Origin of the sequence: Propionivibrio sp., from assembly GCF_047602565.1 — a bacterium.
Taxonomy (GTDB): Bacteria; Pseudomonadota; Gammaproteobacteria; order Burkholderiales; family Rhodocyclaceae; genus Propionivibrio.
On record NZ_JASGGX010000001.1, the window covers coordinates 4,406,272 to 4,430,308 of the forward strand.

Sequence of the window (24,037 nt, forward strand, 5' to 3'; positions counted from 1 at the left end):
AAATTCTTCGAATTCTCTGAACTTATGTCTGTGTCCACGGATGAGTGGCCGGGCAAAGGAGACCAAGATGCAAGCAGCAGACGACATCAAACCCTGTTTCCCGCTGTTCAATACGCCGGAATACCAGGACGTCCTTGCCAGGAAGCGTGTTTACGAGGAGCGTGTCTCGCCCGAAAAGGTGGCCGAGACCTTTGCGTGGACGACGACCCAGGAGTACCAGGACCTCAACTTCAAGCGCGAGGCGCTGACGATCAACGCGGCCAAGGCCTGCCAGCCGCTCGGCGGGGCGCTGTGCGGCCTCGGCTTCGAGAAGACGATGGTCTACATCCACGGATCGCAAGGCTGCGTGGCGTATTTCCGTACCTACTTCAACCGCCACTTCAAGGAGCCGATCGCCTTCATCGCCGACTCGATGACCGAGGACGCGGCGGTGTTCGGCGGCCAGAAGAACGTGCATGAAGGCCTGCAGAACGCCACCAAGCTCTACGACGCGAAGATGATCGCGGTGTGCACGACCTGCATCGCCGAAGTCATCGGCGACGATCTCGGTGCCTTCATCGGCAACGCCCGCAAGGAAGGCTACGTCGATCCGGATTTCCCGATTCCCTACGCCAACACGCCGTCCTTCGTCGGCTCGCACATCACCGGCTGGGACAACATGTTCGAAGGCATCATGCGCTATTTCACCCTCAATACCATGGAGGGCAAGGCACCGGGGCAGAACGGCAGGATCAACATCGTGCCGGGCTTCGAGACCTATCTCGGCAACTACCGCGTGATCAAGCGCTACATGAAGGAGATGGGCGTCGACTACACCTATCTCTGCGATCCGGAGGAGGTGCTCGATACTCCCGCCACGGGGGAATACCACATGTACGCCGGCGGCACCACGATCGACGAGGTCAAGGACGCGCCGAACGCCATCACCACCTTCATGCTGCAGTCGACCACGCTGGAAAAGTCGAAGAAGTACATCGAAGGCACCTGGAGCCACGAGATTCCGAAGCTCAACATCCCGATGGGCGTCGAGTGGACCGACGCCTTCCTGATGAAGGTCTCCGAGGTCACCGGCAAGGCGATCCCGGCGTCGATCACCAAGGAGCGCGGCCGCCTGATCGACATGATGACCGACTCGCACCAGTGGCTGCACGGCAAGAAAATGGCTGTGTTCGGCGACCCGGAATTCGTCATGGGCCTGGTCAAGTTCATGCTTGAGCTGGGCATCGAGCCGACCCACGTCGTCTGCCACAACAGCAACAAACGTTGGGAAAAGGCGATGAAGAAAGTTCTCGAAGCCTCGCCCTACGGCATCCACGCCAAGCTCTATCCGGGATGCGACTTGTGGCACATGCGCAGCCTGTGCTTCACCGACCAGCCCGATTTCATCGTCGGCAGCAGCTACGGCAAGTTCATCCAGCGCGACACGCTGTACAAGGGACCGGAGTTCGAGGTGCCGTTGATCCGCCTCGGCTTCCCGATCTTCGACCGGCACCACCTGCACCGCATGACGACGCTGGGCTACGAGGGCGGGATGTACGTCCTGACCACGCTGACCAACGCGGTGCTGGAGCGCCTGGACGAAAAGACCAAGCTGCTCGGCAAGACGGACTACAACTACGACCTGATCCGCTAGGCCGGCGGCGGGCGGCACGGGGAAGCGCGGGGCGGACGCCCCGGTTTCCTCCAGCTTTCCACGCGCCGCCCCGCCTCCGTTTCAAGGGAGAATCCAATGGCCAACATCATGATCCGCAAGGGCGGCCGGGGCTACGTGTTCTATATGCCCAAACGCGACATCGAGGACTCGATCGTTTCGATCGAGTTCGACACGCCGGACAAGTGGGGCGGCGAAATCAAGCTCGGCAACGGCGGCGCCTATTACATCGACCCGCAGCCCGCGCCGGAACGCCTGCCTTATTCGGTGCGCGCCAGGCGCATCGACGGCGTCGAATGAACCTCATCAACCGGAGATCGTCATGACTGCTTCCATAACCCGTGAGGCCGCCCTGCGGCTGGGCATGGCCGCCCGCGAACTGGGCGGCGTCGGCGTGGCCGAGTTCGCCCGGGCCGTCGGTGAAAAGGTCGGCCTGCCCGTGACCGAAACGCGCCTGGCGCAGGTCACGGTGACCGATCTGCGCGAGATTCTCGCCGGCAGCCACGCCGAGGAGGACTGCGCGCTCGGTGTTTCCCCGGATGCGCTGAAACAGGCTGTCCGACGCCTGTGGGGCGAGGAAATGGCATACAGCGAACTGCCGCCGGTCAACCTGCGCCATACCGAAGGCAATCTGCCGGGTTCCATCCGCGTCGCCTGCGCCTCCAACACCGGAGAAGTCCTCGACGGGCATTTCGGTTCCTGCGAGCGTTTCCTGATCTACCAGGTGGCTCCGTCCGAAGCGCGGCTGATTGCCATCCGTCCGGCGCTGGAAGCCGACCACGCGGAAGACCGCAACGCCGCGCGGGCAGCGCTGATCGCCGACTGCGAAGTATTGTTCATCCAGTCGATCGGCGGACCCGCTGCGGCCAAGGTGGTGCGCGCCAGCGTCCACCCCGTCAAGGTGCCCCGGCCGGAAGCGGCGCGTGCCGTCATCGCCCGCCTGCAATCCGTGCTGAACAATCCACCGCCGTGGCTTGCCAAGGTCATGAGAGTCGAAGCGCGTTCACTGCACAGGTTCGCCGCGGCGGCCGAATCCTGATGATCATCGAGGCGCTGCTGGACAGCGTGCTCGCGCCACGCCGAGCAGAGTATTTCATCCCTTTCTTCATCCTCAGTTACCGGATCAAAAAAGCTGAACGAATAACGCCGACAAGGCAAGGGGTGCTGTTCGTGTAACGTTACCTTGTATGTACCCTGGCTCCCTCAAACAGTTGATGCTTGCGTTCGAACCTCGCACGTGCCCGCGGCGAGGAGGCCCAGGCCATCAGGCACGAAGCTGGTTTCAAGGCGCTACGCCGGGCAGTGGAACATGCCCATTGCTGAATGAAAAAAAATATAGACCCCGGCTTTTGCCGGGGTGACGAATAATTCAGCAGGAACAGCCTTGCACGGCAGTAGCTGCCTACGGGTAGCGTTTCTCGAAATCCGAGATCTGCCGTTCGGCGTCTTCCTTGCTGAGGCCATAGACTTCCTGAATCCGGCCGGCCAATACATCGCGCTTGCCGGCAATTACATCAAGATGATCGTCCGTCAGCTTTCCCCATTGGATCTTCACCTTGCCCTTGAATTGATCCCAGTTTCCTTCAATGATGTCCCAGTTCATGGCAATCTCCTTTGATCGTTCGTTCAAGTCCGGATCGGCTGAGCCCGCGTCGTCACTTGTTGCCGACCTGGTTCCCGATCACGCCTCCCACGGCGGCCCCGCCTACCGTACCGAGCGCGCTTCCGCCCGTGAGAACGGCACCCCCGACCGCACCGACTCCCGCGCCGATCGCCGTATTCCGATCCCGCGTTGACATGCCGGAGCAGGCGCCCAAACCGAGCGCCATCACCACGACGACCGAACTGATTGCAAATCTCTTGATCGTTTTCATCGCATTACCTCACTTGAATACCGTCTTTAGGGGAGCGTCCACCGCTCATTTCCTGCCAAAAGCGGTTTTTGCCCGATCCAGGCACGCATCCTTGGCATCGCCGGCAAGCGCGTCACATTTCTCCTTCGCTACCGCATAGTCGGCGTCGCTCTTGTCGGCGTCGGCTTCCTTGCGCGCCTCGGTGGCCTTTTTCTGCGCCTTGGTATTGGCCGCGGCGGTCTTGTCATGCGCCGTCGCTTTCGCGTCCGACGCCTTCATCTGCGCCTTGGCATCCGCCTTGGCCTTGGTTTCTGCCGCCTTGGCTTCCTTCACGCAAACATCCTTCGCATTGCCCGCGGCGTCGTCGCACTTTTCCATGGCTATCTTGTAAGCGGCCTCCGCCCTGGCAATCTCGACATCATGGGTGGCCTTGGGGCCGGGCTTGTACTCTGCTTCCAGTTCAGCCTTCGCCACCTTTTCGTGGCCTTTGGCTTCAGCCTGGCAAATGTCCTTCGCGTTGCCGGCAAGCGAGTCGCAGGCGGCCATGTCCTTCTTGTAACTGGCGGTGATGCTGTCCTCGGTTGTCTTGTATTCGGCTTTCGTCATGCCCGCGGCCAGCGCGCTGCCGCAAAGCGCCAGACCGATCGCCACGGTAACCGCCTTGATGTTGAAGTAAGTCATAGTTCATCCTCGATGTAAGGGAATCGAAAGGAACGCGCTGGCCGGAAAAAACCGGACAGATACTCGTCTCGCCAAGCGAACTGGAAGTCTCGGCAGGCGCACACCATTACGGCGGCAAACGACGTGCCACAGCAATTGCCGAATCGTTTTCTTGAAAACGCCGGGAAACTGGCCGCCCTTGAAAAACGTGCGGAAATAATTACCTCTCCCCACCGCCGGAGTGGGCGCGCCGACCCGCGGAGCCGGGCAACGCAGGGTCCGGCGAAGGCGTCCATTCGTTTACCCTGTCCACGGCACGGACTAGCTAGGTTCGCGCCGCAGAAAGAACATGCAAGGTTTGACATTTCCGGGTCGATTCATTGAACGCCCTGAATTGACCGGCGGCGTTCCACGATGCGGAATCGTATCGACTTCGTGCGCGGCAGGTCATATCGTCGCGCGAGTATGGTATATATTCGCCCCTTCAGCCCCAGTACGGGCACTGCGAAACAGGGCGGCGCAATTGGCCGCCGGGCACAAATCCCGACGAGGAGATCGTCATGAAATGTCCCCCCGCGCTGCCGACCGAGCCGGAACGCCTGAAAGCACTTGCCGCCTACGGTCTTGGCAGTGATCGGCCTCTTCCCAGCCTGGATCCGGTGGTTCAGATCGCAGCGCGCATGTTCGGCATGCCGGTGGCTGCGGTGAACATGATCGGCAGCGATCACGTGTTCTTTGCCGCGAGCACGGGCATAGACGCGGCCAGTACCGACATGAGCCGGAATTCCTCCTTCTGCGCCCATGCCATCGCTCAGCAGGACGTCATGGTGGTGCCGGACGCGACGCAGGACGAGCGCTTCCATGACAATCCCCTGGTGACCGGTCCGGCCGGTCTGCGCTTCTACGCCGGCGTGCCGCTCACTTCGCCCGAGGGCCATGCCCTGGGCGCCTTGTGCGTGATCGACGGCCGGCCCCGCCACGACTTTTCCGACGAAGACAGCATGCGTCTGCGCGAATTGGCGAAGATGGCGTCCGACCGGCTGGAACTGCGCCGCGTCGAGATTTCCACCGAGCAGGCCCAGCGCCCTTTCGAGGAATTCGCCCGCAATTCGCCGACCGCGGTGGTCTGGTTCGATGAGCAGCGCAGGATCGTGGCGTGGAACGAGGCCGCCGCGCATCTGCATGGCTACGAGCTGGCGGAGGGAGCAGGGCGCCTCCTCGATACCCTGGTGCCGGAACGCTATCGCGCCGACATGCAGGCGTTGATCGGGCAGGCGGTGGCCGCCGGCTCGGTCGATGGGCTGGTCATGCCGGACGAAGTGCATGGCCTGCGCCGGGACGGCACCGAGTTCCTGCTCGGCCTGTCCCTGTTCTGCTGGCGAGAGAACGGCGTACTGACTTTCAATGCGCATTTGCAGGATCTGACCGAGCGCAGGCGCGAGGAGGCGGAGTTGCAGCGTATCGCCAACACCGACGTGCTCACCGGACTGGCCAATCGCGCCTGCTTCTACCGGCGCACGGAAGAAACGCTGACGCTGCCGTTGGCCGCGGCGGCGCTGATGGTGGACCTGGACGGCTTCAAGGACATCAACGACACCTTGGGCCACGCGGTGGGCGACGGCATCCTGTGCGAGGTGGCGCGCCGGCTGGAACTCGGCGTGGGGGCCGGCGACACGGTGGCGCGTATCGGCGGCGACGAGTTCGCGGTACTGCTGCCCGCCGTTTCCGCTCCCGAACTGGCGATGGAAGTGGCGCGCTTGCTGGTGGCCCGCATCGCCGAACCCATCGTCGTGGACCGGCAGGAAGTCCGGGTGGCGGCCAGTTGCGGCGTGGCGGTGGCGCCGGCGCAGGCGCAGGAGGCGCTGGAACTGATCGGCGACGCCGATCTCGCGCTGTTCAAGGCCAAGAAACTGGGCCGCGGCCAATGCTTCCTCTTCGTCACTGCGCTGCGCATGGAGGCGATAGCCCGCCGGCTGTACAACATCGAACTGCATCGCGCGGTCAACGATGGTGAATTCGTGCTTTTCTATCAGCCGCAGGTGAGGCTGCACGACGGCAAACTGATCGGCGCCGAGGCGCTGATCCGCTGGCGCCACCCGCAACGCGGACTGCTGGCACCGGCCGCCTTCCTGTCGGCGCTGGAAGGCGGTCCGCTGGCTTCGGTGGTGGGTGCCTGGGTCATCGATGAAGCCTGCGCCCAGGTGGCGCTGTGGCGGCGCTGCGGAGCGGAAAATTTCCGGATCGGCGTCAACCTGTGCGGCGCCCAGTTCCGCACCGGCGACCTCGTCGCCCAGATCGTCGCCTCCCTCGACCGCCACGGCCTGCCGCCGGATGCGCTGGAACTGGAAATCACGGAAAACATCGTGCTCGACAACGACGACGTGGTGTTCGATGCCCTGCAGCGCCTGCACGACCACGGCGTCGGCATCGCCTTCGATGATTTCGGCACCGGCTACGGCTCGCTCAGCCTGCTGAAGAGCTATCCGCTCAGCCGCATCAAGATAGATCGTTCCTTTGTCCAGGGCGTCCTCACTTCCGAGCGGGACGCCTCGGTCATCCGCGCCATCCTGGGCATGGCGAAGAGCTTTCAGCTGGAAACCATCGCCGAGGGCGTGGAGGACGAAAACCAGATGCGTTGCCTGCACCGCTACGGTTGCGAGGAAGGCCAGGGATATCTGTTCGGCAAGCCGGTTTCGGCGGTGGAGTTCGGGGAATTGTTCGGCATCGGGTTGCCGAACCGGAGGGTTGCTCGCTGAAAAGAAAAAGGCCAGCTGGTGAGAGCTGGCCTGTAAGGCTTGGTATTACTGGTCGGGGCGGCGGGATTCGAACTCGCGACCCCTTGCACCCCATGCAAGTGCGCTACCAGGCTGCGCTACGCCCCGACAAACCGCGATTATAACCTATCGTCGATGCTTTGCACTTAAATTCGGAGTATTTCCGCGATGCTGAGCAGCTCGGCACGCAGGGATTCGGGCGTCAAATCGGTTTTCTCGTGATTCTCTTCCGAGGCCTCTTCCAGACGATTCCGTGCCCCGCTGATGGTGAATCCCTGGTTGTACAGCAATTCACGGATACGCCGGACCAGCAGGACTTCGTGGTGCTGGTAGTAACGCCGGTTGCCGCGCCGCTTGACCGGCTTGAGCTGGCTGAATTCCTGTTCCCAGTAACGAAGCACGTGGGGCTTCACGCCGCACAGGTCGCTGACTTCTCCAATGGTGAAATAACGCTTGGCCGGAATGGGGGGCAGGGGATCCTTCGACGTGTCTTTAGGATTGTGTTCCATTGTAGGAGAGCTCCACTTCACCCTTCAGCTTCTGGCTGGCATGGAAAGTGACGACGCGCCGCGCGGTGATCGGGATTTCCTCTCCGGTTTTGGGGTTGCGCCCCGGCCGCTGCGGTTTGTCCCGCAACTGGAAATTACCGAATCCGGAAAGCTTGACTCCGTCTCCACGCTCCAAGGCGTTTCGAATTTCCTCGAAGAAGGCTTCGACCATATCTTTTGCCTCACGTTTGTTGAGGCCGACTTTTTCAAACAGCAAATCCGCAAGTTCTGCTTTTGTGAGCGTCATGTCAATTCCTGTTAGACGCGAAGTTGGGCGGCAAAGGCGTGACGCAGGTATTCGACGAGTTGTTGAACTGCCGCATCGACTTCGGCATCTTGCAAAGTCCTTTGAGTATCTTGCATAACTATACGGAAAGCAAGGCTTTTTTTCCCTTGATCGATACCTTTTCCGGTGTAGATATCGAACAATTTTACGTTCTGGACGATGGCTGGACGGTTCTCCGCGAGGCCGTCCAAGATGGTTTGAAGTTGCAGTTTCTGGTCGACCACGATGGCCAGGTCACGGAAGGCGGCCGGCAATTTGGAAACCTCCGCATACTGCGGCAGGCGCGCTTTCCTCAAGGCGTCCAGGTCGAATTCGAACAGTGCGGGCGCCAGCGGCAGGTCGTATTTCTGCGCCCACTGCGGGTGCAGTTCGCCCAGGAAGCCGACCACTTCCCCGTCGACCAGGATGCGCGCGCTGCGGCCCGGATGCAGAGCCGGGTGCGTCGTTTTTTCGAAGCGCGCCACGCAGGGTGCCAGCAGCAGCTCGGCTTCGCCCTTGATGTCGTAAAAATCCACGGCGCGGGTGGGCACGCCCCACTGTTCGGGCTGCGCGCCGCCGTAGGCCAGCGCGGCGAGCTTCCACGGCTGGCGGAAGCCCTGCACCGGCAGGCCGGCGGGGTCGCGGAAAAAGCAGCGGCCGGTCTCGAACAGGCGGACGCGGTTCTGCTTGCGTTTGAGGTTTGTCATCACGTTGGCGACCAGTCCGCCGATCAGCGTCGAACGCATGACGCTCATCTGGCTGGCGATCGGGTTGGCCAGGCGGATCGGCGCCGTATTGGCGTTGAAATCGGCTTCCCAGGCTTCTTCGACGAAGGCGAAGTTGACGACTTCCTGGAAACCCCGGTCGGCCAGGATCTGGCGCACGCGCGACAAGGGCCGCGCGTCCTCCGTTTGCGGCAACATCGCCAAGCGCGCATGCGGCGGCGGGGCGGGGATTTCGTCGTAGCCGTGCAGGCGGGCGATCTCTTCGATCAGGTCTTCCTCGATTTCGATGTCGAAGCGATACGTCGGCGGGGTGACGATGAAGTCGTCGCCATCCTGCGCGAAGGTCAGCCCCAGGCGGGTGAATAGTTCGGCGATCCGCCGGGCGCTCAGGGTGACGCCCAATACCTTGGCCACGCGCTGCAGGCGCAGGCGGACGGGCGGACGGGCCGGCAGGGCGGCCTGCGCCGCGCACAGCGGGCCGGCCTGGCCGCCGCAGATGTCGAGGATCAGTTGGCTGGCGCGTTCCAGCGCCTGCCGGGTGGCGCCGAAGTCGACGCCGCGTTCGAAACGGTGCGATGCGTCGGAGCCGAAGCCGTAGCGCCGGGCGCGCCCGGCCACCGCCTTGGGCGCGAAAAAGGCGGATTCTAGGAACATTTCGGTCGTGTCGAGGCTGATCCCGCTGTCTTCACCGCCCATGATGCCGGCCATTGCCACTGGACGCCGGTCGTCGGCGATCAGCAGTACGTCGTCCTGCAATTCGAGCGTCTGTTCGTTGAGCAGCAGAATCTTTTCGCCGGGCCGGGCCAGGCGGGCGTGGATGGCGCCTGCGAGTTTCTCGTTGTCGAAGGCGTGCAAGGGCTGTCCCGTTTCGAGCATCACGTAATTGGTGATGTCGACCAGCGCCGAGATCGAACGGATGCCGCTGCGTTCGAGGCGGCGCTTCATCCACTCCGGCGTCGGCGCCTTCGCGTCGACGCCCGCGATGACTCGGCCGCAATACAGCGGACAGGCTGCCGGGGCGTCGAGGACGATCTCGCGGCGGGCGTCGGTGGTCACCGGCGTCGCGGTAACCGGCGGGTAGACCGCCGGCGTATCGGTCAGCGCCGAGACTTCGCGGGCGATGCCGGTCAGCGAGAGGCAGTCGGCGCGGTTCGGCGTGAGCTTGAGCGTCAGCAGGCGGTCGTCGAGGTCCAGGTAGCGGCGGATGTCCTGCCCGGCGGGAGCGTCCGGCGGCAGCACGAGCAGGCCGGCGGCATCGTCGGAAACGCCCAGTTCCCTGGCCGAGCAGAGCATACCCGAGGATTCGACGCCGCGGACCTTGGCGATCTTGATCTTGAAGTCGCCGGGCAATTCGGCGCCCGGCAGCGCGCAGGGCACTTTCAGCCCGGCGGCGACGTTGGGGGCGCCGCAGACGATCTGCCGCGGCGGCTGTCCGTCGCCGATGTTGACGCGGCAGACGTTCAGCCGGTCGGCGTCCGGATGCTTGGCGACTTCCAGCACTTGGGCGACGACGACGCCGGCAAAGGCGGGCGCGACGGTTTCCTCTTCTTCCACTTCGAGGCCGGCCATCGTCAGCAGGTGGGTGAAATCGCCGCCCGATACCGCCGGGTCGACGAAGCTCCGCAGCCAGGATTCAGAGAATTTCATGGGTGATCCGTATGAACAAAACCGTTAGACGAACTGCCGCAGAAAGCGCAGGTCGCCGTCGAAGAACAGGCGCAGGTCATTGACGCCGTAACGCAGCATGGTCAGACGGTCGGGGCCCATGCCGAAAGCGAAACCGATGTACTTTTCCGGGTCGATGCCGACGTGCCGCAGGACGTTCGGGTGCACCATGCCGCAGCCCGCGATTTCGAGCCAGCGCCCTTTCAGCGTACCGCTCATGAACGCCACGTCGATCTCGGCCGACGGCTCGGTGAAAGGGAAGAACGAGGGACGGAAGCGCACCTGCAGATCGTCGCTCTCGAAGAAGCGGCGCAGGAAGTCGGCGACCACACCTTTCAGGTCGGCGAAGCTCACGTCCTCGCCGATCCACAGGCCTTCGACCTGGTGGAACATCGGCGAATGCGTGGCGTCCGAATCGACGCGGTAGACCCGGCCCGGCGCGATGATGCGGATCTCGGGCATCGTTTCCAGGTGAGCGTACTTGGCGACGTGCGCCTGCATGTAGCGCACCTGGATCGGGCTGGTGTGCGTGCGCAGCAGGATGTCCTCGGCGACCTTGCCGTGTTCGTCGAGCAGGTAGAAGGTGTCGTGCATCGAACGCGCCGGGTGGTCTTCCGGCGTGTTCAAGGCGGTGAAATTCTGGAAATCGGCCTCGATTTCGGGGCCGTCGGCGACTTCGAAGCCGATCGAGCGGAACAGCGCCTCGATGCGTTCCAGCGTGCGGGTGACCGGGTGGAGTCCGCCCCGGATTTCGCCGCGGCCGGGCAGCGTCACGTCCAGCGCTTCGCCGGCCAGCTTGGCCTCGAGCGCCTGCTGGCGGATCGCCTCGCGGCGGGCGGCGAGCGCCGCCTCGATGGCGGTCTTGGCGCGATTGATCGCCGCGCCGGTCGATTTCTTGTCCTCGGGCGAGAGGCTGGCCATCCCTTTCAGCAGTTCGGTGATCTGCCCGCTTTTGCCGAGGTAGCGCGCCTTGATCTGTTCGAGCGCATCGGGGTCGTCCGTCGCGGCGAAGGCCGCCGCCGCATCTTGTGCAATTCGATCGGGATTCAGCATGAAATCAACGCCTATCAGAAAAAAAAGGAGGCACGAGCCTCCTTTTTCTTACGCTCGTACGGTTATACGCCGAGTTGTGCCTTGGCCTGCGAGGCCAGTGCGGCAAAGGCCGGCTTGTCGAAAACGGCCAGATCGGCCAGCACCTTGCGGTCAACTTCGATCTGAGCTTTTTTCAGGCCGTTCATGAAGGTGCTGTACTTCAGGCCGACTTCGCGGGCCGCCGCGTTGATCCGGGCGATCCACAGGGCGCGGAACTGGCGCTTCCTCTGGCGACGGTCGCGGTAGGCGTATTGACCGGCCTTCATCACCGCCTGTTTGGCGATGCGATATACATTCTTGCGGCGGCCTCGGTAACCCTTGGCCTGGGCAAGTACTTTCTTATGGCGCGCGCGCGCCGTCACACCACGTTTCACTCGGGACATTTATGGTCTCCTTATGCGTAAGGCATCATGGCGTGAACCATGGCCTTGTCGGAGTCATGCACTCCGAGCATGCCGCGCAGCTGGCGCTTGGACTTGGTCGTCTTCTTGGTCAGGATGTGGCGTTTGAACGCCTGGCTGCGCTTGATGCGGCCGCTGGAACTGACCTTGAAGCGCTTTTTGGCGCCGCTCTTGGTCTTCATCTTGGGCATTGAATGCTCCTCTTTATAAACATGGAATCAGGTGTTTCCCGGCGGGAATGCTTGTCGACCCGATACCACTTGTGGGTGCTGCAACTGCTGAAAACTGCCGTTACTTCTTCTTGTTCGGCGCCAGGATCATCACCATCTGGCGGCCTTCCATCTTGGGCATCTGCTCGACCGTCGCGAGATCCTGCAAATCGACCTTGATCCGCTCGATCTGGCGCATGCCGATTTCCTGGTGGGCCATTTCGCGGCCCCGGAAGCGCAGGGTCACCTTGACCTTGTCCTCTTCCTGCAGGAAGCGCGTCATGTTGCGCAGCTTGATCTGGTAGTCGTTCTCGTCCGTACCGGGCCGCAGCTTGATTTCCTTGACCTGAATCTGCTTCTGCTTGAGTTTCTGCTCGTGCTGACGCTTCTGCTCCTGGTACTTGAACTTGCCGTAATCCATGATCCGGCAGACCGGCGGTTGCGCCAACGGGGCGATTTCGACCAGATCGACTCCGGCTTCCTCCGCCAGATGCAGCGCCTGCCGAACGCTGACGATTCCCAGCGTCTCTCCTTCGGCTCCGATCAGGCGGATTTCAGGGGCGTTGATCTCTTCGTTGACGCGATGCGACTTTTGCAGTGCGATGGTTTGGCTCCTTTTTCCGACAAAAAATTAAGCCGTGCCACTTCGCGCGGCGACTTCCTGCTGAAGCCGCCCGATCAGCATCTCAAGGGTCATCTGTCCGAGATCCTGACCGCCGCGTGTACGCACGGCAACCAAGTCGGCTGCCATTTCCTTATCGCCGACGACGATCTGATAAGGCAGCCGGTGCAAGCTATGTTCCCGTATTTTATAGGTTATTTTCTCGTTCCGCAAATCGCATTCGGTCCGGAAGCCCGCGGCGCGTAGCGTTTTTGCAACGTTCTCGGCGTATCCGGCCTGCTTTTCGGAGATGTTCAGCACGACGGCCTGCACGGGCGCCAGCCACAGCGGCAGGGCGCCGGCGTAGTTTTCGAGGAGGATGCCGATGAAGCGTTCGAGCGAACCGAGGATCGCCCGGTGCAGCATGACCGGCGTGTGGCGGGCGTTGTCCTCGCCGACGTACTCGGCGTCGAGGCGCTTGGGCATCGAGAAGTTGACCTGGATGGTGCCGCACTGCCAGGAGCGGCCGATCGCGTCCTTGATGTGGAACTCGATCTTCGGTCCGTAGAACGCGCCTTCGCCGGGCAGTTCGTCCCAGGCCAGGCCGGAGGCTTTCAGTCCTTCGCGCAGCGCGGTCTCGGCCTTGTCCCAGACTTCGTCCTCGCCGATGCGCTTTTCCGGCCGCAGCGCGAGCTTGACCACGATGTCGTGGAAGCCGAAGTCGGCGTAGACCTTGCGCACCAGGGCGTTGAATGCGGTCACCTCGGACTGGATCTGGTCCTCGGTGCAGAAGATGTGGCCGTCGTCCTGGGTGAAGCCGCGCACGCGCATGATGCCGTGCAGGGCGCCGGACGGTTCGTTGCGATGGCACGAGCCGAATTCGCCGTAGCGCAGCGGCAGGTCGCGGTAGCTGCGCAGGCCGGTGTTGAAGACCTGGATGTGGCCGGGGCAGTTCATCGGCTTGATCGCGTAGTCGCGCTTTTCCGATTCGGTGGTGAACATGTTCTCCCGGTAGTTCTGCCAGTGCCCGGTCTTTTCCCACAACGTGCGGTCGACGATCTGCGGACACTTCACTTCCAGGTAGCCGTTGTCCTGGTAGACGCGGCGCATGTACTGCTCGACCTGCTGCCAGACGGCCCAGCCCTTGGGGTGCCAGAACACCATGCCGGGCGCTTCGTCCTGCAGGTGAAAGAGGTCGAGCTGGCGGCCGAGGCGGCGATGGTCGCGCTTCTCGGCTTCCTCGAGCATGGTCAGGTAGGCGTCCTGCTCGTCCTTCCTGGCCCAGGCCGTGCCGTAGATGCGCTGGAGCTGCTCGTTGCGGTGGTCGCCGCGCCAGTAGGCGCCGGCCACCTTCATCAGCTTGAAGACCTTGAGCTTGCCGGTGGAGGGGACGTGCGGGCCGCGGCAGAGGTCGATGAAATCGCCTTCGCGGTAGAGCGAAACCGTCTCGCCTGCCGGGATCGCGGCGATCAGTTCGGCCTTGTAGTGCTCGCCGATCGACTTGAAGAAGGCCGTCGCCTGGTCGCGCTCCCAGACTTCGCGCGTCACCGGGATGTCCTTCTTGGCGAGTTCGGCCATGCGTTTCTCGATGGCGGCGAGATCCTCGGGCGTGAACGGGCGCTTGAAGGCGAAGTCGTAGTAGAAGCCGTTTTCGACGACCGGGCCGATGGTCACCTGCGCCTCGGGGAACAGTTCCTTGACCGCGTAGGCCAGCAGGTGCGCCGTCGAGTGACGGATGATGTCGACACCCTCGGGGTCCTTGTCGGTGACGATGCCGAGCGCGACGTCGGTGTCGACGAGGTGGCTGGTGTCGACCAGCCGGCCGTCGACCTTGCCGGCCAGGGCGGCCTTGGCCAGGCCGGGGCCGATGCTTTGGGCGATTTCGGCGATCGTGACGGGGTGATCGAACTCCCGTCGGGAACCATCAGGCAGTGTAATGACCGGCATCTTGCAACCCCAGAAACAAAGAAAGCCAGAGACTCGCTCTGGCTTTCGGAAATTTGGTAGGCGCGATTGGACTCGAACCAACGACCCCCACCATGTCAAGGTGGTGCTCTAACCAGCTGAGCTACGCGCCTTCAGTGTCGCCGAGCTGCCTGCGACAACGAAGAAGGCCCGCATTATACGTCGGTTCCGGGGCAAGTCAACGTTTTGCCTGAAAAACATCCGGGGCCGGCGGCCGCACGGAACGTGCGTTTTGGGCCGGGCAGGCGCTACCCGTCATGCCGAACGGATGTCGTTTTCCTGAAGACGGAACCATGCTGGTGCGTATGCACCAAGAATGGTCCTGAGCGTACGTCCGAGCCGGCGGAGCAAGGCTTCCAGGGCATACGGGGCGACGGCCCCGAGCGTCATGAGGGAAAGTAGGGCTTCGGCTTCCATGAGATGCTCCTTTTCGTCTGATGGCAGACGAAAAGGAGCAATAAGGATGCCAGGGCGGCGCTCAGTCGAGGACGTGCGAGGCGAGGCCGTCGGCGAGCTTGGGTTCGAACCAGGTGGATTTGGGCGGCATGATCTGTCCGGCGTCGGCGACGGACATCAGTTCGGCGAGCTGCGTCGGGTACATGGCGAAGGCCAAGGCCATCTCGCCGCTGTTCACCCGCCGTTCGAGTTCCGGCAGGCCGCGGATGCCGCCGACGAAGTCGATGCGCGTGTCGCGCCGCAGGTCGGCGATGCCCAGGATCGGTTCGAGGATCTGCTCGGACAGCACCGAGACGTCGAGGCGGCGCACCGGGTCGTCGGCGGGCACCAGTTCCGGCCGGATGGCGAGGTGGTACCAGCGCTTATCGAGATACAGGCCGAACGTCCCGCTGCGCTCGGGCGTGACCGGGGACGCGGACGGCGTAACGGTGCAGCGTTCGCCGACGGCTTTCAGGAAGGCGTCGGCGGACAGGCCGTTGAGGTCGCGCACCACGCGGTTGTAGTCGAGGATGCGCATCTGGCGGGCGGGGAAGATGACGGCCAGGAAGTACTCGGCCGAATCCGGGGCGCCCGTGCCGCGCCGGGCAGCAGCCACGCGCGAGGCGGCGGCGGAACGGTGATGGCCGTCGGCGATGTAGAGGGCGGGCATGGCGTCGATCACCGCGCCGATGCAGGCGATCGCCGCCGCGTCGTCGATGCGCCAGAGCGTGTGTTTGATGCCGTCGTCGGCGGTGAGATCGGCGATCGGCGTGCCGGCGGTGGCCGCGGCGACCAGGCGCTCGGCTTCGTCGCTGTCCGGATGGGCGAGCAGGACCGGGCCGGTCTGGGCGTTGAGCGCCTCGATCTGGCGCACGCGGTCGTCCTCCTTGTCCGGGCGGGTGAATTCGTGCTTCTTGATGCGGTTGGCGTCATACGCCTCGACCGAGGCGGCGGCGATCAGCCCGGTCTGCGTGTGCGTGCCCATGACCAGCCGGTAGGCGTAGTAGCAGGGCGCGGCCTCGCGCATCAGGATGCCGTCGGCGATCAGCTTTTTCAGGTTCTCGGCCGACTTGGCGTAGACCTCGGGCGCGTAGTGGTCGACCTCGGGCGGCAGGTCGATTTCGGCCTTGGAGATGTGCAGGAAGGAATACGGCTTGCCGGCGGCGCGCGCGCGGGCTTCGTCGCTGGACAGCACGTCGTAGGGCGGCGCGGCGACGGCGGCGGCGTGTTCGGGGCGCGGACGCAGCGCGGTGAAGGGGCGGATCAGCGGGCGCATGGGTAAGTCTCCTCGATGGGCAGGGTCATTGGATTCGTTGCGGCCGCACGGCGCGCAGCACGGCGGCGGCGTCGCGCAGCATCCGTTCCGTGGTGTCCCAGTCGACGCAGGCGTCGGTGACCGAGCAGCCGTAGCGGAGCAGCGCGGGGTTCTTGGGAATCGGCTGGTTGCCGCCGACCAGGTTGGATTCGATCATCACGCCGACCAGCGAGGTGTTGCCGTAGCGGATCTGGTTCACCACGTCGGACAGGACCAGCGCCTGCAGCTCGGGGTCCTTGTAGCTGTTGGCGTGCGAGCAGTCGACCACGATGTTGGCCGGGAGGCCGGCCTTGGTCAGCGCCTGCTCGGCGATGCGCACGCTGACCGTGTCGTAGTTGGGGCGGCCGTCGCCGCCGCGCAGCACGACGTGGCCGTGGCGGTTGCCGCGGGTGCGCACGATGGCGGTGCGCCCCTCGCCGCTGATGCCGAGGAAGCTGTGCGGCCGCGAGGCGGAGAGGATGGCGTTGACCGCGATGCCGACGTCGCCGTTGGTGCCGTTCTTGAAGCCGACCGGCGTGGACAGGCCGGAGGCCATTTCGCGGTGCGTCTGCGATTCGGAGGTGCGGGCGCCGATGGCGGTCCACGCCACGAGATCACCGAGGTATTGCGGCGAAATGGGGTCGAGGGCTTCGGTGCCGGCCGGCAGGCCGATTTCCGCGACGTCGCGCAGGAACTTGCGCGCCAGCTCCATGCCCTTGGCGACGTTGAACGAGTCGTCCATGTCGGGATCGTTGATGAAGCCTTTCCAGCCGGTGGTGGTGCGCGGCTTCTCGAAGTAGACGCGCATGACGAGCAGGAGCGCGTCGGCCAGTTCGTCGGCCAGTTTTTTCAGCCGCCGCGCGTAGTCGAGGCCGGCCGCCGGGTCGTGGATCGAGCAGGGGCCGACCACGGCGAACAGGCGCGGGTCCTGCCGGTCGAGGATGTCGCGCAGGGCTTCCCGCCCGCGCATCACGACCCGCGCGGCCGGCTCGGACAGCGGTACGCGCGCATGCGTTTCCTCGGGCGAGGGCATCGGGTCGAAGTCGGTGACGTTGACGTTCTCGATGCCGGTCGCGGCAACGTGGTTCGGGGCGGAGGAGGTCATGGCTTCAGTTGCTTCATCATTTCCTTGACGGCGGCGACACGGTCGGCCAGCGTCGGGCAGTTGCGGGTGAGCGACAGTTTATCCTGTCCGGCGAGCCGGTAGTTCCGGTTCTTCTGGATCAGATTGATGATGACGATGGGCTCGATCGGTGGCTTCGGCTCGAACTGCACGGTGACCTGTGTTGACGCGGCATCCAGCTTGACGATGCCGAGCGGCCGGCAGAGCAGGCGCAGGCGGTGGCTTTCGAGCAGCGACTGGGCCTGCGGCGGCAGTTCGCCGAAGCGGTTGACAAGTTCTTCCTGCAGGGCAGTGATGTCGTCGACCGCGTCGCAGTTGGCCAGGCGCTTGTAAAGGGTGAGGCGCTCGTGCACGTCGGGCGCGTAGTCGTCGGGCAGCAGCGCGGGGGTGTGCAGGTTGATCTCGGTGGCGATGCCGAGCGGTTGCAGGAGGTCCGGCTCCTTGCCCTGGCGCAATGCGCTGACGGCGCGGTTGAGCATCTCGGTGTACAGGTTGAAGCCGATCTCCTGCATCGAGCCCGACTGGTTTTCGCCGAGGATCTCGCCGGCGCCGCGAATCTCTAGGTCGTGCATGGCGAGGTAGAAGCCGGCGCCGAGCTCGTCCATCATCTGGATGGCTTCGAGCCGCTGCCTCGCCTGCTTGGTCAGCCCGGAGGTGCCGTCCGCGTCGGCGTGGGTGAGCAGGTAGGCGTAGGCCTGGTGGTGCGAGCGGCCGACGCGGCCGCGCAACTGGTGCAACTGGGCGAGGCCGAACTTGTCGGCACGGTTGATGACAATGGTGTTGGCGTGCGGGTTGTCGATGCCGGTCTCGATGATCGTAGTGCACAGCAGCAGGTTGGCGCGCTGCTGGGTAAAGTCGCGCATCACGCGTTCGAGCTCGCGCTCGTTCATCTGGCCGTGGCCGACGACGACGCGCGCCTCGGGCAGCAGCTTGGCGAGTTTTTCCCGCATGTTCTCGATCGTCTCGACCTCGTTGTGCAGGAAGTACACCTGGCCGCCGCGCTTGAATTCGCGCAGCAGCGCCTCGCGGATGATGCCGTCGGAGAAGCGCGAGACGAAGGTCTTGATCGCCAGCCGCTTCTGCGGCGCGGTGGCGATCACCGAAAAGTCGCGCAGCCCTTCGAGCGACATGCCCAGCGTGCGCGGGATCGGCGTGGCGGTCAGCGTCAACACGTTGACCTCGGCGCGCAAGGCCTTCAGCGTTTCCTTCTGGCGCACGCCGAAGCGGTGTTCCTCGTCGATGATGACCAGGCCCAGGCGGTCGAAGCGCACGTCCTTTTGCAGCAGCTTGTGCGTGCCGATGACGATGTCGACCTTGCCGTCGGCCAGATCCTTGAGCGCCTGCGTCGTTTCCTTGGCGGTCCTGAAACGCGACAGTTCGGCGATCTTCACCGGCCAGTCGGCGAAACGGTCGCTGAAGGTCTGGAAATGCTGTTCGCAAAGCAGGGTGGTCGGGCACAGCACGGCGACCTGCCTACCGCCGGCGACGGCGCAGAAGGCGGCGCGCAGCGCGACCTCGGTCTTGCCGAAGCCGACGTCGCCGCAGACCAGGCGGTCCATCGGCTTGCCGGCCTGCATGTCCTCGATGACCGCGGCGATGGCGGCGGCCTGGTCCGGCGTTTCCTCGAAGCCGAAGCCGTCGGCGAACGCCTCGTAGTCGCGCGCGGTGAACTCGAAGGCGTGGCCCTGCCGCGCCGCGCGGCGGGCGTAGAGCGCGAGCAGTTCAGCGGCCGTGTCGTGCGCCTGCAACGCCGCTTTCTTCTTGGCCTTTTCCCACTGCTGCGAGCCGAGCGTGTGCAGCGGCGCGGCGTCCGGGTCGGCGCCCGAATAGCGCGAAATGACGTGCAGTTGCGAGACCGGCACGTAGAGCTTGGCATCGTCGGCGTAGTGCAGTTCGAGGAATTCGGTGTCGCCTTCGCCGAGGTCCATGTGGATCAGGCCCTGGTAGCGGCCGATGCCGTGCTGCTCGTGCACCACCGGATCGCCGACCTTGAGTTCGGTCAGGTCGCGCAGCCAGTTGTCGAGCGAGGCCTTCTTCTGCCCAGCGTGGCGGGTGCGCCGCGCCGGGCTGCCGGCGTAGAGCTCGGCCTCAGTGACGAAGGCCAGCCCGTCGAGCAGGAAGCCCTCGTGCAGCGGGGCGACGCCGAGCGCCAGCCGGCTGTCGCCGGCGAGGAAGCCCGCCAGGTCCGCGCTGGCGCTCGGCTTGATGCCGTATTCGGCGAAGAGGCCGGCAAGCGTCTCGCGGCGGCCGGCCGATTCGGCGAGCAGCAGGATGCGGCCGGCGAAGGTGTCGATGAACGACTTGAGCCGGGCGAGCGGATCGTCGGCGCGGCGGTCGACCGCAACCAGCGGGACGGCGGCGGTCGGACCGCCGTCGCCCTTGGCGAGGAGCAGCCGCGCGTGGGGCCTGGCGGCCAGGAAAAACGCCTCCTCGTCGAGGAAGAGCTCGCCGGGCGCCAGCAGCGGGCGGCTCTTCTCGCCGGAGAGCATCTCGTGGCGCGAACGGGCGTCGCGCCAGAAGTCGCGCAGCGCCGCCGGCACGTCGCCGAGCAGGCAGAGCGCAGCCTCCTTCGGCAGGTAGTCGAACAGCGTCGCGGTCGTGTCGAAGAACAGCGGCAGCCAGTATTCGATACCGGCGGACGGAATGCCGCTCGACACGTCCTTGTAGATGCCGGATTTCGCCGGGTCGCCCTCGAACGCCTCGCGGAAGCGCTGGCGGAAATGCGCGCGCCCCTTTTCGTCCATCGGGAATTCGCGCGCCGGCAGCAGGCGGATTTCCGGCACCGGGTAGAGCGTGCGCTGCGTGTTGACGTCGAAGGTCTTGACGCTCTCGATCTCGTCGTCGAACAGGTCGATGCGGTAGGGCAGCGCCGAGCCCATCGGGTAGAGGTCGACGAGGCCGCCGCGGACCGAGTATTCGCCGGGCGAGACGACGTTGGAGACGTGCGTGTAGCCGGCCAGCGTCATCTGGGCGCGGAAGGCCTCGGCGTCGAGCCGGTCGCCCTGCTTCAGGAAGAAGGTGTACGCCGCGAGATACGAGGGCGGCGCGAAGCGGTAGGCGGCCGTCGAGGCGGGCACCAGCAGCACGTCGCATTCGCCGCGCATGACGCTGTACAGCGTGGCCAGCCGTTCCGAAACGAGGTCGTGGTGCGGGGAAAAACTGTCGTAGGGTAGCGTCTCCCAGTCCGGCAGCAGGCGTACGCGCAGGCCGGGGGCGAACCAGGGAATCTCGTCGAGCAGGCGCTGGGCGTCGCCCGCGCTGGCGGCCACCACCGCCAGCAACCCTTTTCCCTCGGTGGCCAGTTGCGCCACGAGCAGGGCGTCGGAGGAGCCGGAACAGGGCGGCAATTGGACGCGATCGCCGGGTTTCCAGGCGGGGAGGGCGAGGGACAATGCTGCAACAACCGGATTTGCTGAACGGAGGAGTGTTGGACTGGCGGCAGGCACGGCGACGATCGGACGAAGCGGGGAAACCGTTATTATCCGGGAAAAACGGAAGGGAGGCGTTGCCGGAGACAGCCGCATTCCCTGCGTATCTCGTCGGCATCGGCCATGCCGCGGCTTCCTAAAACGGTCTCGCCGCACCCCGCGCGAAGAGGGAAGCAACCGTCCTCCCATCCAGGGTAAGCAAGGTGGGTGGAGTTATGTCGCCGTGTTGTATAGAATGGCGGCCTTTTATCCCTTGGCCTGAAGGAGCTTGCTCATGGTGGTGCGATCCGGAACCGTCATCACGGCGGTGTTGCGATTGGGAATTGCCGGCGCGGCATTCGCGCTTTCCGGATGCGCCATACAGACGCCTCCTGTGACACAAAAGGAAGCGCCCCAGCCCGTCGCCGCGCAGCGCGCCGCGCAGCAGGCGGTGAATGCGGAAACTCCTGCCGCGCCGACGCTCAAGCACAAAATCGCCTTGGGCAGGATTACCAACGAGACGGTCTATGGCCGCTCACTGCTGCGCGACAACCACGGCGATCCTTTGGGTAAACAGGTCACCGACCTGATGAGCAAGGCGTTGACCGAGACAGGCGCGTATCTCGTGTTCGAGCGGCCGGACATCACCCGCCTGCAGGCGGAAAGCCAGATGACCGGCGGCAAGCTGAATCTGGTCGGTGTCGATGCGCTGATCATCGGTTCGCTGACGGAGTTCGGGCGCAAGACGGTCGGAGAAAGCGGCTTCGTTTCTTCCAGCAAGCGCCAGGTCGCCTTCGCCAAGGTGGACATCCGCGTGGTTGACGTCGCGACCGGGCAAGTATTCTTCGCCACGTCCGGCGCCGGCGAGGCATCGACCGAGACGGCATCGACTTTCGGCTTCGGATCGCAGGCCGGTTACGACGGAACCCTGAACGACTCGGCGATCCGCCAAGCCGTCTCGGAAGCCATCAACAGGCTTTCCAAGGAGATGGCCGGGCGTCCCTGGCGCACCTACATCCTGAAGTCGGAAGGCCGGCAGGTCTTCATCGGCGGAGGAAAGAGCCAGGGGATCAGGCCCGACATGGTGTTTTCGATCGAAACCCAGGGTGAAAGGATGAAGTCGCCGCAGACCGGCGCCGAGGTGACGCTGCCCGGACGCCGATTGGCGCAAATTCGCGTCGAGTCGAGTTTCGGCGATAACGAACTCAACGAAGGTTCTGTCGCGACGCTGGTTTCAGGATCGCTCGAAGGCTACAAGCCCGAACAGCTGATCATACGGTTCGAAGGAGGCAAATGATGAACGCTCTATATTTTCGGATTCTTGCCATCGGCCTGTCGCTTGCTTGCCTGGTACTGGCCGGTTGTACGCAGATGCCCACGGAAAAAGCGGGCGTGACGGACATGCGGCCGGCGATTTCCTTCCGGGTCGAAGCAGAAGGCGGATTGTCGGGCCGCGTCATCGTGGACGGCTTGGACATGGGCACGGTCGCCGACTATCAGGCCGGGCAGTCCGCCTTGCGGATTCTGTCGGGCAATCATCGCATCCAGGTGGTGTCGGGCGGAGCGATCCTGCTTGACGAGAAGGTCTATATCGGTGACGGAGTGAATCGTTCTTTCTTGATCAAATAGAAAAACAGGGGAAAACAGGGTGAAACCACTATTTGCAGGGCTGCTGGCGGCATTGCTGCTATCGGGGTGCGCGACAACGACGACACGCCAGTACCAATGGGGGGAGTATGAAGGTCTGCTTTACGCGTCCTACAAGGACCCGGCCAAGGTCGAAGAGCTGACCGTCGGCTTGCGGGAACTCATCGCTCAGATCGAGCGGAACAACCAGAAAGTGGCGCCCGGACTGTATGCCGAACTGGGCACGCTTTATCTGCAGGCGGGCTCTGCGGACGAGGCGTTGTCGATGTACCGCAAGGAGCGCGATGCCTGGCCGGAAAGCAGGGGCCTGATGAGCGCGCTGATCCAGAATCTCGAACGCCAGAAAACCCCGGCGGTTCAGGAAGAGGTGGCCAAATGAGCAAGATGGCTTTGCTGCTGGCGGCGTTGCTCGCGACGCTGCTCCTGACGGGCTGCGTGACGCAACCGGCCAAGAAGGACTTGAGCGCGTTCACGGCCAGCGCGCCGCGCTCGATCCTGATCGTGCCGGTGGTCAACAAGTCCCTCGACGTCGATGCGCCGAATTACGTCCTCTCCGCACTGCCGGTGCCGGTCGCCGAAAAGGGCTACTACGTCTTCCCGGTCAATACGACCAAGTATGTGCTGGAGCAGGAAGGCTATTACGAAGGCGAGCGGATTCGGGATATGCCCGCTGAAAGCCTGGCCAAGATGTTCGATGCCGACGCCATCCTGTATGTGACCATCAACCGCTGGGACGCACAGTACATAGTCATTTCCACGCAGGTGACCGTCGAGATCGGCTACAAGATGGTCAGCCGGGACGGTACTGAAATCTGGCAGGACTGGCAGAGACTCGTTTACACGCCGGACAACAACTCCGGAGGACTCATCGGCGCCTTGATCAATGCCGCCGTTGCACGGGCCGCGCCGAACTACATGCCGTTGACCCGGCAGGCCAACAGCCGCGCCTTCTACGGCGCTGGGGCCTTCCCGAACGGGCCTTACAGGGAAGAAAAGAAGAAATAAGACGATTCCGCCGCGCGTCGGGCAGGCGAAGGGCTACTCTGCTTCTCGCCGTTCCGGTGTGCCGAAATTCTCCGCGAACCATTCCGTCGCCTCGCGCAGGCAGGTCGCGATACCGGCCGAGACGGCGTAATCGACGCCGATGTCGGGGATGAGTCTGAGCTCCTTGCGGCAGGAGACTTCCTGCAGCGCGCGGCGGTTGCTGGCGATGTGCTGCGTGTCGCTTTCCTCGTTGAGCAGCAGGAGCGGCGATTCGAGCGAGCGCAGGTAGAGCACCCCGGCCAAGTCGATCAGCCCGTCGCGGCAGACGACCGCCGCGATGTCGTGGTCGCGCAGCGCGGCGACGCGGACGGCGACCGGCGAGGTGGCGTTGGCGGCGAACAGGCCGATCGGCTGTTGCCGCAGCTCGCCCATCTGCATGCGGTTCTTGAGCAGCCCGAGGAAGTCGACCAGCCGCTTGGCCAGCAGGGGCACGTTGTTGTGCACGTCGGGGAAATGCTCCTCCTGGTGCGCCAGCAGGTTGACGCCGAGGGTCGACAGGCCGGCGCGCCGGAATTGGCCGGCCAGCAGCTTGTCCTTCTGGTCGAGCGCCATCGCCGCGTGGGCGAGGACGACGAGCCCCGGCGAGTCCGGCAGCGTGGCGAGTTCGCCATACAGCAGGCCGTGCTCGGAACGGACCGAGACGGGAATGCCGATGCCGTCCGGGGTGAAGTCGAGCAC

General features: G+C 64.1%; 25 protein-coding genes and 2 tRNA genes. 9 read left to right on the forward strand and 18 right to left on the reverse strand.

Annotated features, from left to right (window positions below):
* Positions 1–67 precede the first annotated feature (67 nt).
* The 4 genes from nifK (at position 68) to QM701_RS20835 (ending at position 2,827) form a co-directional block, all read left to right on the forward strand.
* Positions 68–1,633 (forward strand): nitrogenase molybdenum-iron protein subunit beta, encoded by a 1,566-nt coding sequence (nifK, locus tag QM701_RS20820; RefSeq protein WP_415168908.1) that lies wholly within the window; start codon positions 68–70, stop codon positions 1,631–1,633.
* Positions 1,634–1,729: 96 nt separating this feature from the next.
* Positions 1,730–1,951 (forward strand): putative nitrogen fixation protein NifT, encoded by a 222-nt coding sequence (nifT, locus tag QM701_RS20825; RefSeq protein WP_415168909.1) that lies wholly within the window; start codon positions 1,730–1,732, stop codon positions 1,949–1,951.
* A 22-nt stretch (positions 1,952–1,973) separates the two neighbouring features.
* Positions 1,974–2,690: a dinitrogenase iron-molybdenum cofactor biosynthesis protein gene (locus QM701_RS20830; protein WP_415168910.1), complete on the forward strand. Its 717-nt coding sequence runs from the start codon at positions 1,974–1,976 to the stop codon at positions 2,688–2,690.
* Positions 2,690–2,827 (forward strand): hypothetical protein, encoded by a 138-nt coding sequence (locus QM701_RS20835; RefSeq protein ID WP_415168911.1) that lies wholly within the window; start codon positions 2,690–2,692, stop codon positions 2,825–2,827. Before QM701_RS20830 ends, QM701_RS20835 begins: the two co-directional genes overlap by 1 nt.
* Positions 2,828–3,053: 226 nt before the next feature.
* Here QM701_RS20835 and QM701_RS20840 read toward each other — a convergent pair whose 3' ends face one another.
* From QM701_RS20840 to QM701_RS20850, 3 genes are read right to left on the reverse strand one after another with little or no spacing between them, the layout of a single operon-like run.
* Positions 3,054–3,254, reverse strand: coding sequence for a CsbD family protein (locus QM701_RS20840; RefSeq protein ID WP_415168912.1), 201 nt, complete (start codon positions 3,252–3,254; stop codon positions 3,054–3,056).
* Positions 3,255–3,306: 52 nt separating this feature from the next.
* A complete protein-coding gene (gene osmB / locus QM701_RS20845) occupies positions 3,307–3,525 on the reverse strand; it encodes an osmotically-inducible lipoprotein OsmB (RefSeq protein ID WP_415168913.1) in 219 nt (72 codons plus the stop codon).
* Between the two features lie 45 nt (positions 3,526–3,570).
* Entirely contained in the window at positions 3,571–4,185 is a 615-nt protein-coding gene (locus tag QM701_RS20850; RefSeq protein WP_415168914.1) for a hypothetical protein, read from the reverse strand.
* A 539-nt stretch (positions 4,186–4,724) separates the two neighbouring features.
* On the opposite strand from QM701_RS20850, the gene QM701_RS20855 reads away from it, so the two are divergent.
* The gene (locus QM701_RS20855) at positions 4,725–6,920 is read left to right on the forward strand and encodes a putative bifunctional diguanylate cyclase/phosphodiesterase (protein WP_415168915.1); all 2,196 of its coding nucleotides are present in this window, start codon (positions 4,725–4,727) and stop codon (positions 6,918–6,920) included.
* Between the two features lie 49 nt (positions 6,921–6,969).
* Here QM701_RS20855 and QM701_RS20860 read toward each other — a convergent pair.
* The 14 genes from QM701_RS20860 to mfd form a co-directional block, all read right to left on the reverse strand.
* A tRNA-Pro gene (locus QM701_RS20860) sits at positions 6,970–7,046 on the reverse strand.
* Positions 7,047–7,084: 38 nt separating this feature from the next.
* Positions 7,085–7,447, reverse strand: coding sequence for a MerR family transcriptional regulator (locus QM701_RS20865; RefSeq protein WP_415168916.1), 363 nt, complete (start codon positions 7,445–7,447; stop codon positions 7,085–7,087).
* On the reverse strand, positions 7,431–7,739 hold the full coding sequence (locus QM701_RS20870) for an integration host factor subunit alpha (RefSeq protein ID WP_415169443.1): 309 nt from the start codon (positions 7,737–7,739) through the stop codon (positions 7,431–7,433). Before QM701_RS20870 ends, QM701_RS20865 begins: the two co-directional genes overlap by 17 nt.
* A 5-nt stretch (positions 7,740–7,744) precedes the next feature.
* Positions 7,745–10,123, reverse strand: a complete 2,379-nt coding sequence (gene pheT / locus QM701_RS20875; RefSeq protein ID WP_415168917.1) for a phenylalanine--tRNA ligase subunit beta — start codon at positions 10,121–10,123, stop codon at positions 7,745–7,747.
* 24 nt (positions 10,124–10,147) lie between these two features.
* The gene (gene pheS, locus QM701_RS20880; protein ID WP_415168918.1) at positions 10,148–11,194 is read right to left on the reverse strand and encodes a phenylalanine--tRNA ligase subunit alpha; all 1,047 of its coding nucleotides are present in this window, start codon (positions 11,192–11,194) and stop codon (positions 10,148–10,150) included.
* A 62-nt stretch (positions 11,195–11,256) separates the two neighbouring features.
* Positions 11,257–11,616: a 50S ribosomal protein L20 gene (gene rplT, locus QM701_RS20885; protein ID WP_415168919.1), complete on the reverse strand. Its 360-nt coding sequence runs from the start codon at positions 11,614–11,616 to the stop codon at positions 11,257–11,259.
* An 11-nt stretch (positions 11,617–11,627) separates the two neighbouring features.
* Positions 11,628–11,825 (reverse strand): 50S ribosomal protein L35, encoded by a 198-nt coding sequence (gene rpmI, locus QM701_RS20890; RefSeq protein ID WP_415168920.1) that lies wholly within the window; start codon positions 11,823–11,825, stop codon positions 11,628–11,630.
* A 100-nt stretch (positions 11,826–11,925) separates the two neighbouring features.
* Positions 11,926–12,447 carry a translation initiation factor IF-3 gene (gene infC, locus QM701_RS20895; protein ID WP_415169444.1) on the reverse strand — a complete coding sequence of 174 codons (522 nt, stop codon included), beginning with the start codon at positions 12,445–12,447 and terminating at the stop codon, positions 11,926–11,928.
* Positions 12,448–12,474: 27 nt separating this feature from the next.
* Entirely contained in the window at positions 12,475–14,391 is a 1,917-nt protein-coding gene (thrS, locus tag QM701_RS20900) for a threonine--tRNA ligase (protein ID WP_415168921.1), read from the reverse strand.
* Positions 14,392–14,445: 54 nt separating this feature from the next.
* Positions 14,446–14,522: transfer RNA gene (locus QM701_RS20905), tRNA-Val, on the reverse strand.
* A 142-nt stretch (positions 14,523–14,664) separates the two neighbouring features.
* Positions 14,665–14,826: a hypothetical protein gene (locus tag QM701_RS20910; protein ID WP_415168922.1), complete on the reverse strand. Its 162-nt coding sequence runs from the start codon at positions 14,824–14,826 to the stop codon at positions 14,665–14,667.
* Between the two features lie 61 nt (positions 14,827–14,887).
* Complete coding sequence (locus QM701_RS20915; RefSeq protein WP_415168923.1) at positions 14,888–16,120, reverse strand: DUF1015 domain-containing protein; 1,233 nt, start codon at positions 16,118–16,120, stop codon at positions 14,888–14,890.
* Positions 16,121–16,145: 25 nt separating this feature from the next.
* Positions 16,146–17,243: a 3-deoxy-7-phosphoheptulonate synthase gene (locus tag QM701_RS20920; RefSeq protein WP_415168924.1), complete on the reverse strand. Its 1,098-nt coding sequence runs from the start codon at positions 17,241–17,243 to the stop codon at positions 16,146–16,148.
* Positions 17,240–20,653, reverse strand: coding sequence for a transcription-repair coupling factor (gene mfd, locus QM701_RS20925; protein ID WP_415168925.1), 3,414 nt, complete (start codon positions 20,651–20,653; stop codon positions 17,240–17,242). Before mfd ends, QM701_RS20920 begins: the two co-directional genes overlap by 4 nt.
* 310 nt (positions 20,654–20,963) lie before the next feature.
* Here mfd and QM701_RS20930 point away from each other — a divergent pair, with 310 nt between their 5' ends.
* From QM701_RS20930 to QM701_RS20945, 4 genes are read left to right on the forward strand one after another with little or no spacing between them, the layout of a single operon-like run.
* Entirely contained in the window at positions 20,964–21,965 is a 1,002-nt protein-coding gene (locus QM701_RS20930; RefSeq protein WP_415168926.1) for a CsgG/HfaB family protein, read from the forward strand.
* On the forward strand, positions 21,962–22,297 hold the full coding sequence (locus QM701_RS20935; RefSeq protein WP_415168927.1) for a hypothetical protein: 336 nt from the start codon (positions 21,962–21,964) through the stop codon (positions 22,295–22,297). The genes QM701_RS20930 and QM701_RS20935 overlap by 4 nt, the downstream gene beginning before the upstream one ends.
* Before the next feature lie 19 nt (positions 22,298–22,316).
* On the forward strand, positions 22,317–22,694 hold the full coding sequence (locus QM701_RS20940; protein ID WP_415168928.1) for a DUF4810 domain-containing protein: 378 nt from the start codon (positions 22,317–22,319) through the stop codon (positions 22,692–22,694).
* Positions 22,691–23,320 (forward strand): DUF799 domain-containing protein, encoded by a 630-nt coding sequence (locus QM701_RS20945; protein WP_415168929.1) that lies wholly within the window; start codon positions 22,691–22,693, stop codon positions 23,318–23,320. The genes QM701_RS20940 and QM701_RS20945 overlap by 4 nt, the downstream gene beginning before the upstream one ends.
* Before the next feature lie 33 nt (positions 23,321–23,353).
* On the opposite strand, the gene QM701_RS20950 is transcribed toward QM701_RS20945, so the two are convergent.
* Positions 23,354–24,037: a hypothetical protein gene (locus QM701_RS20950; protein WP_415168930.1), complete on the reverse strand. Its 684-nt coding sequence runs from the start codon at positions 24,035–24,037 to the stop codon at positions 23,354–23,356.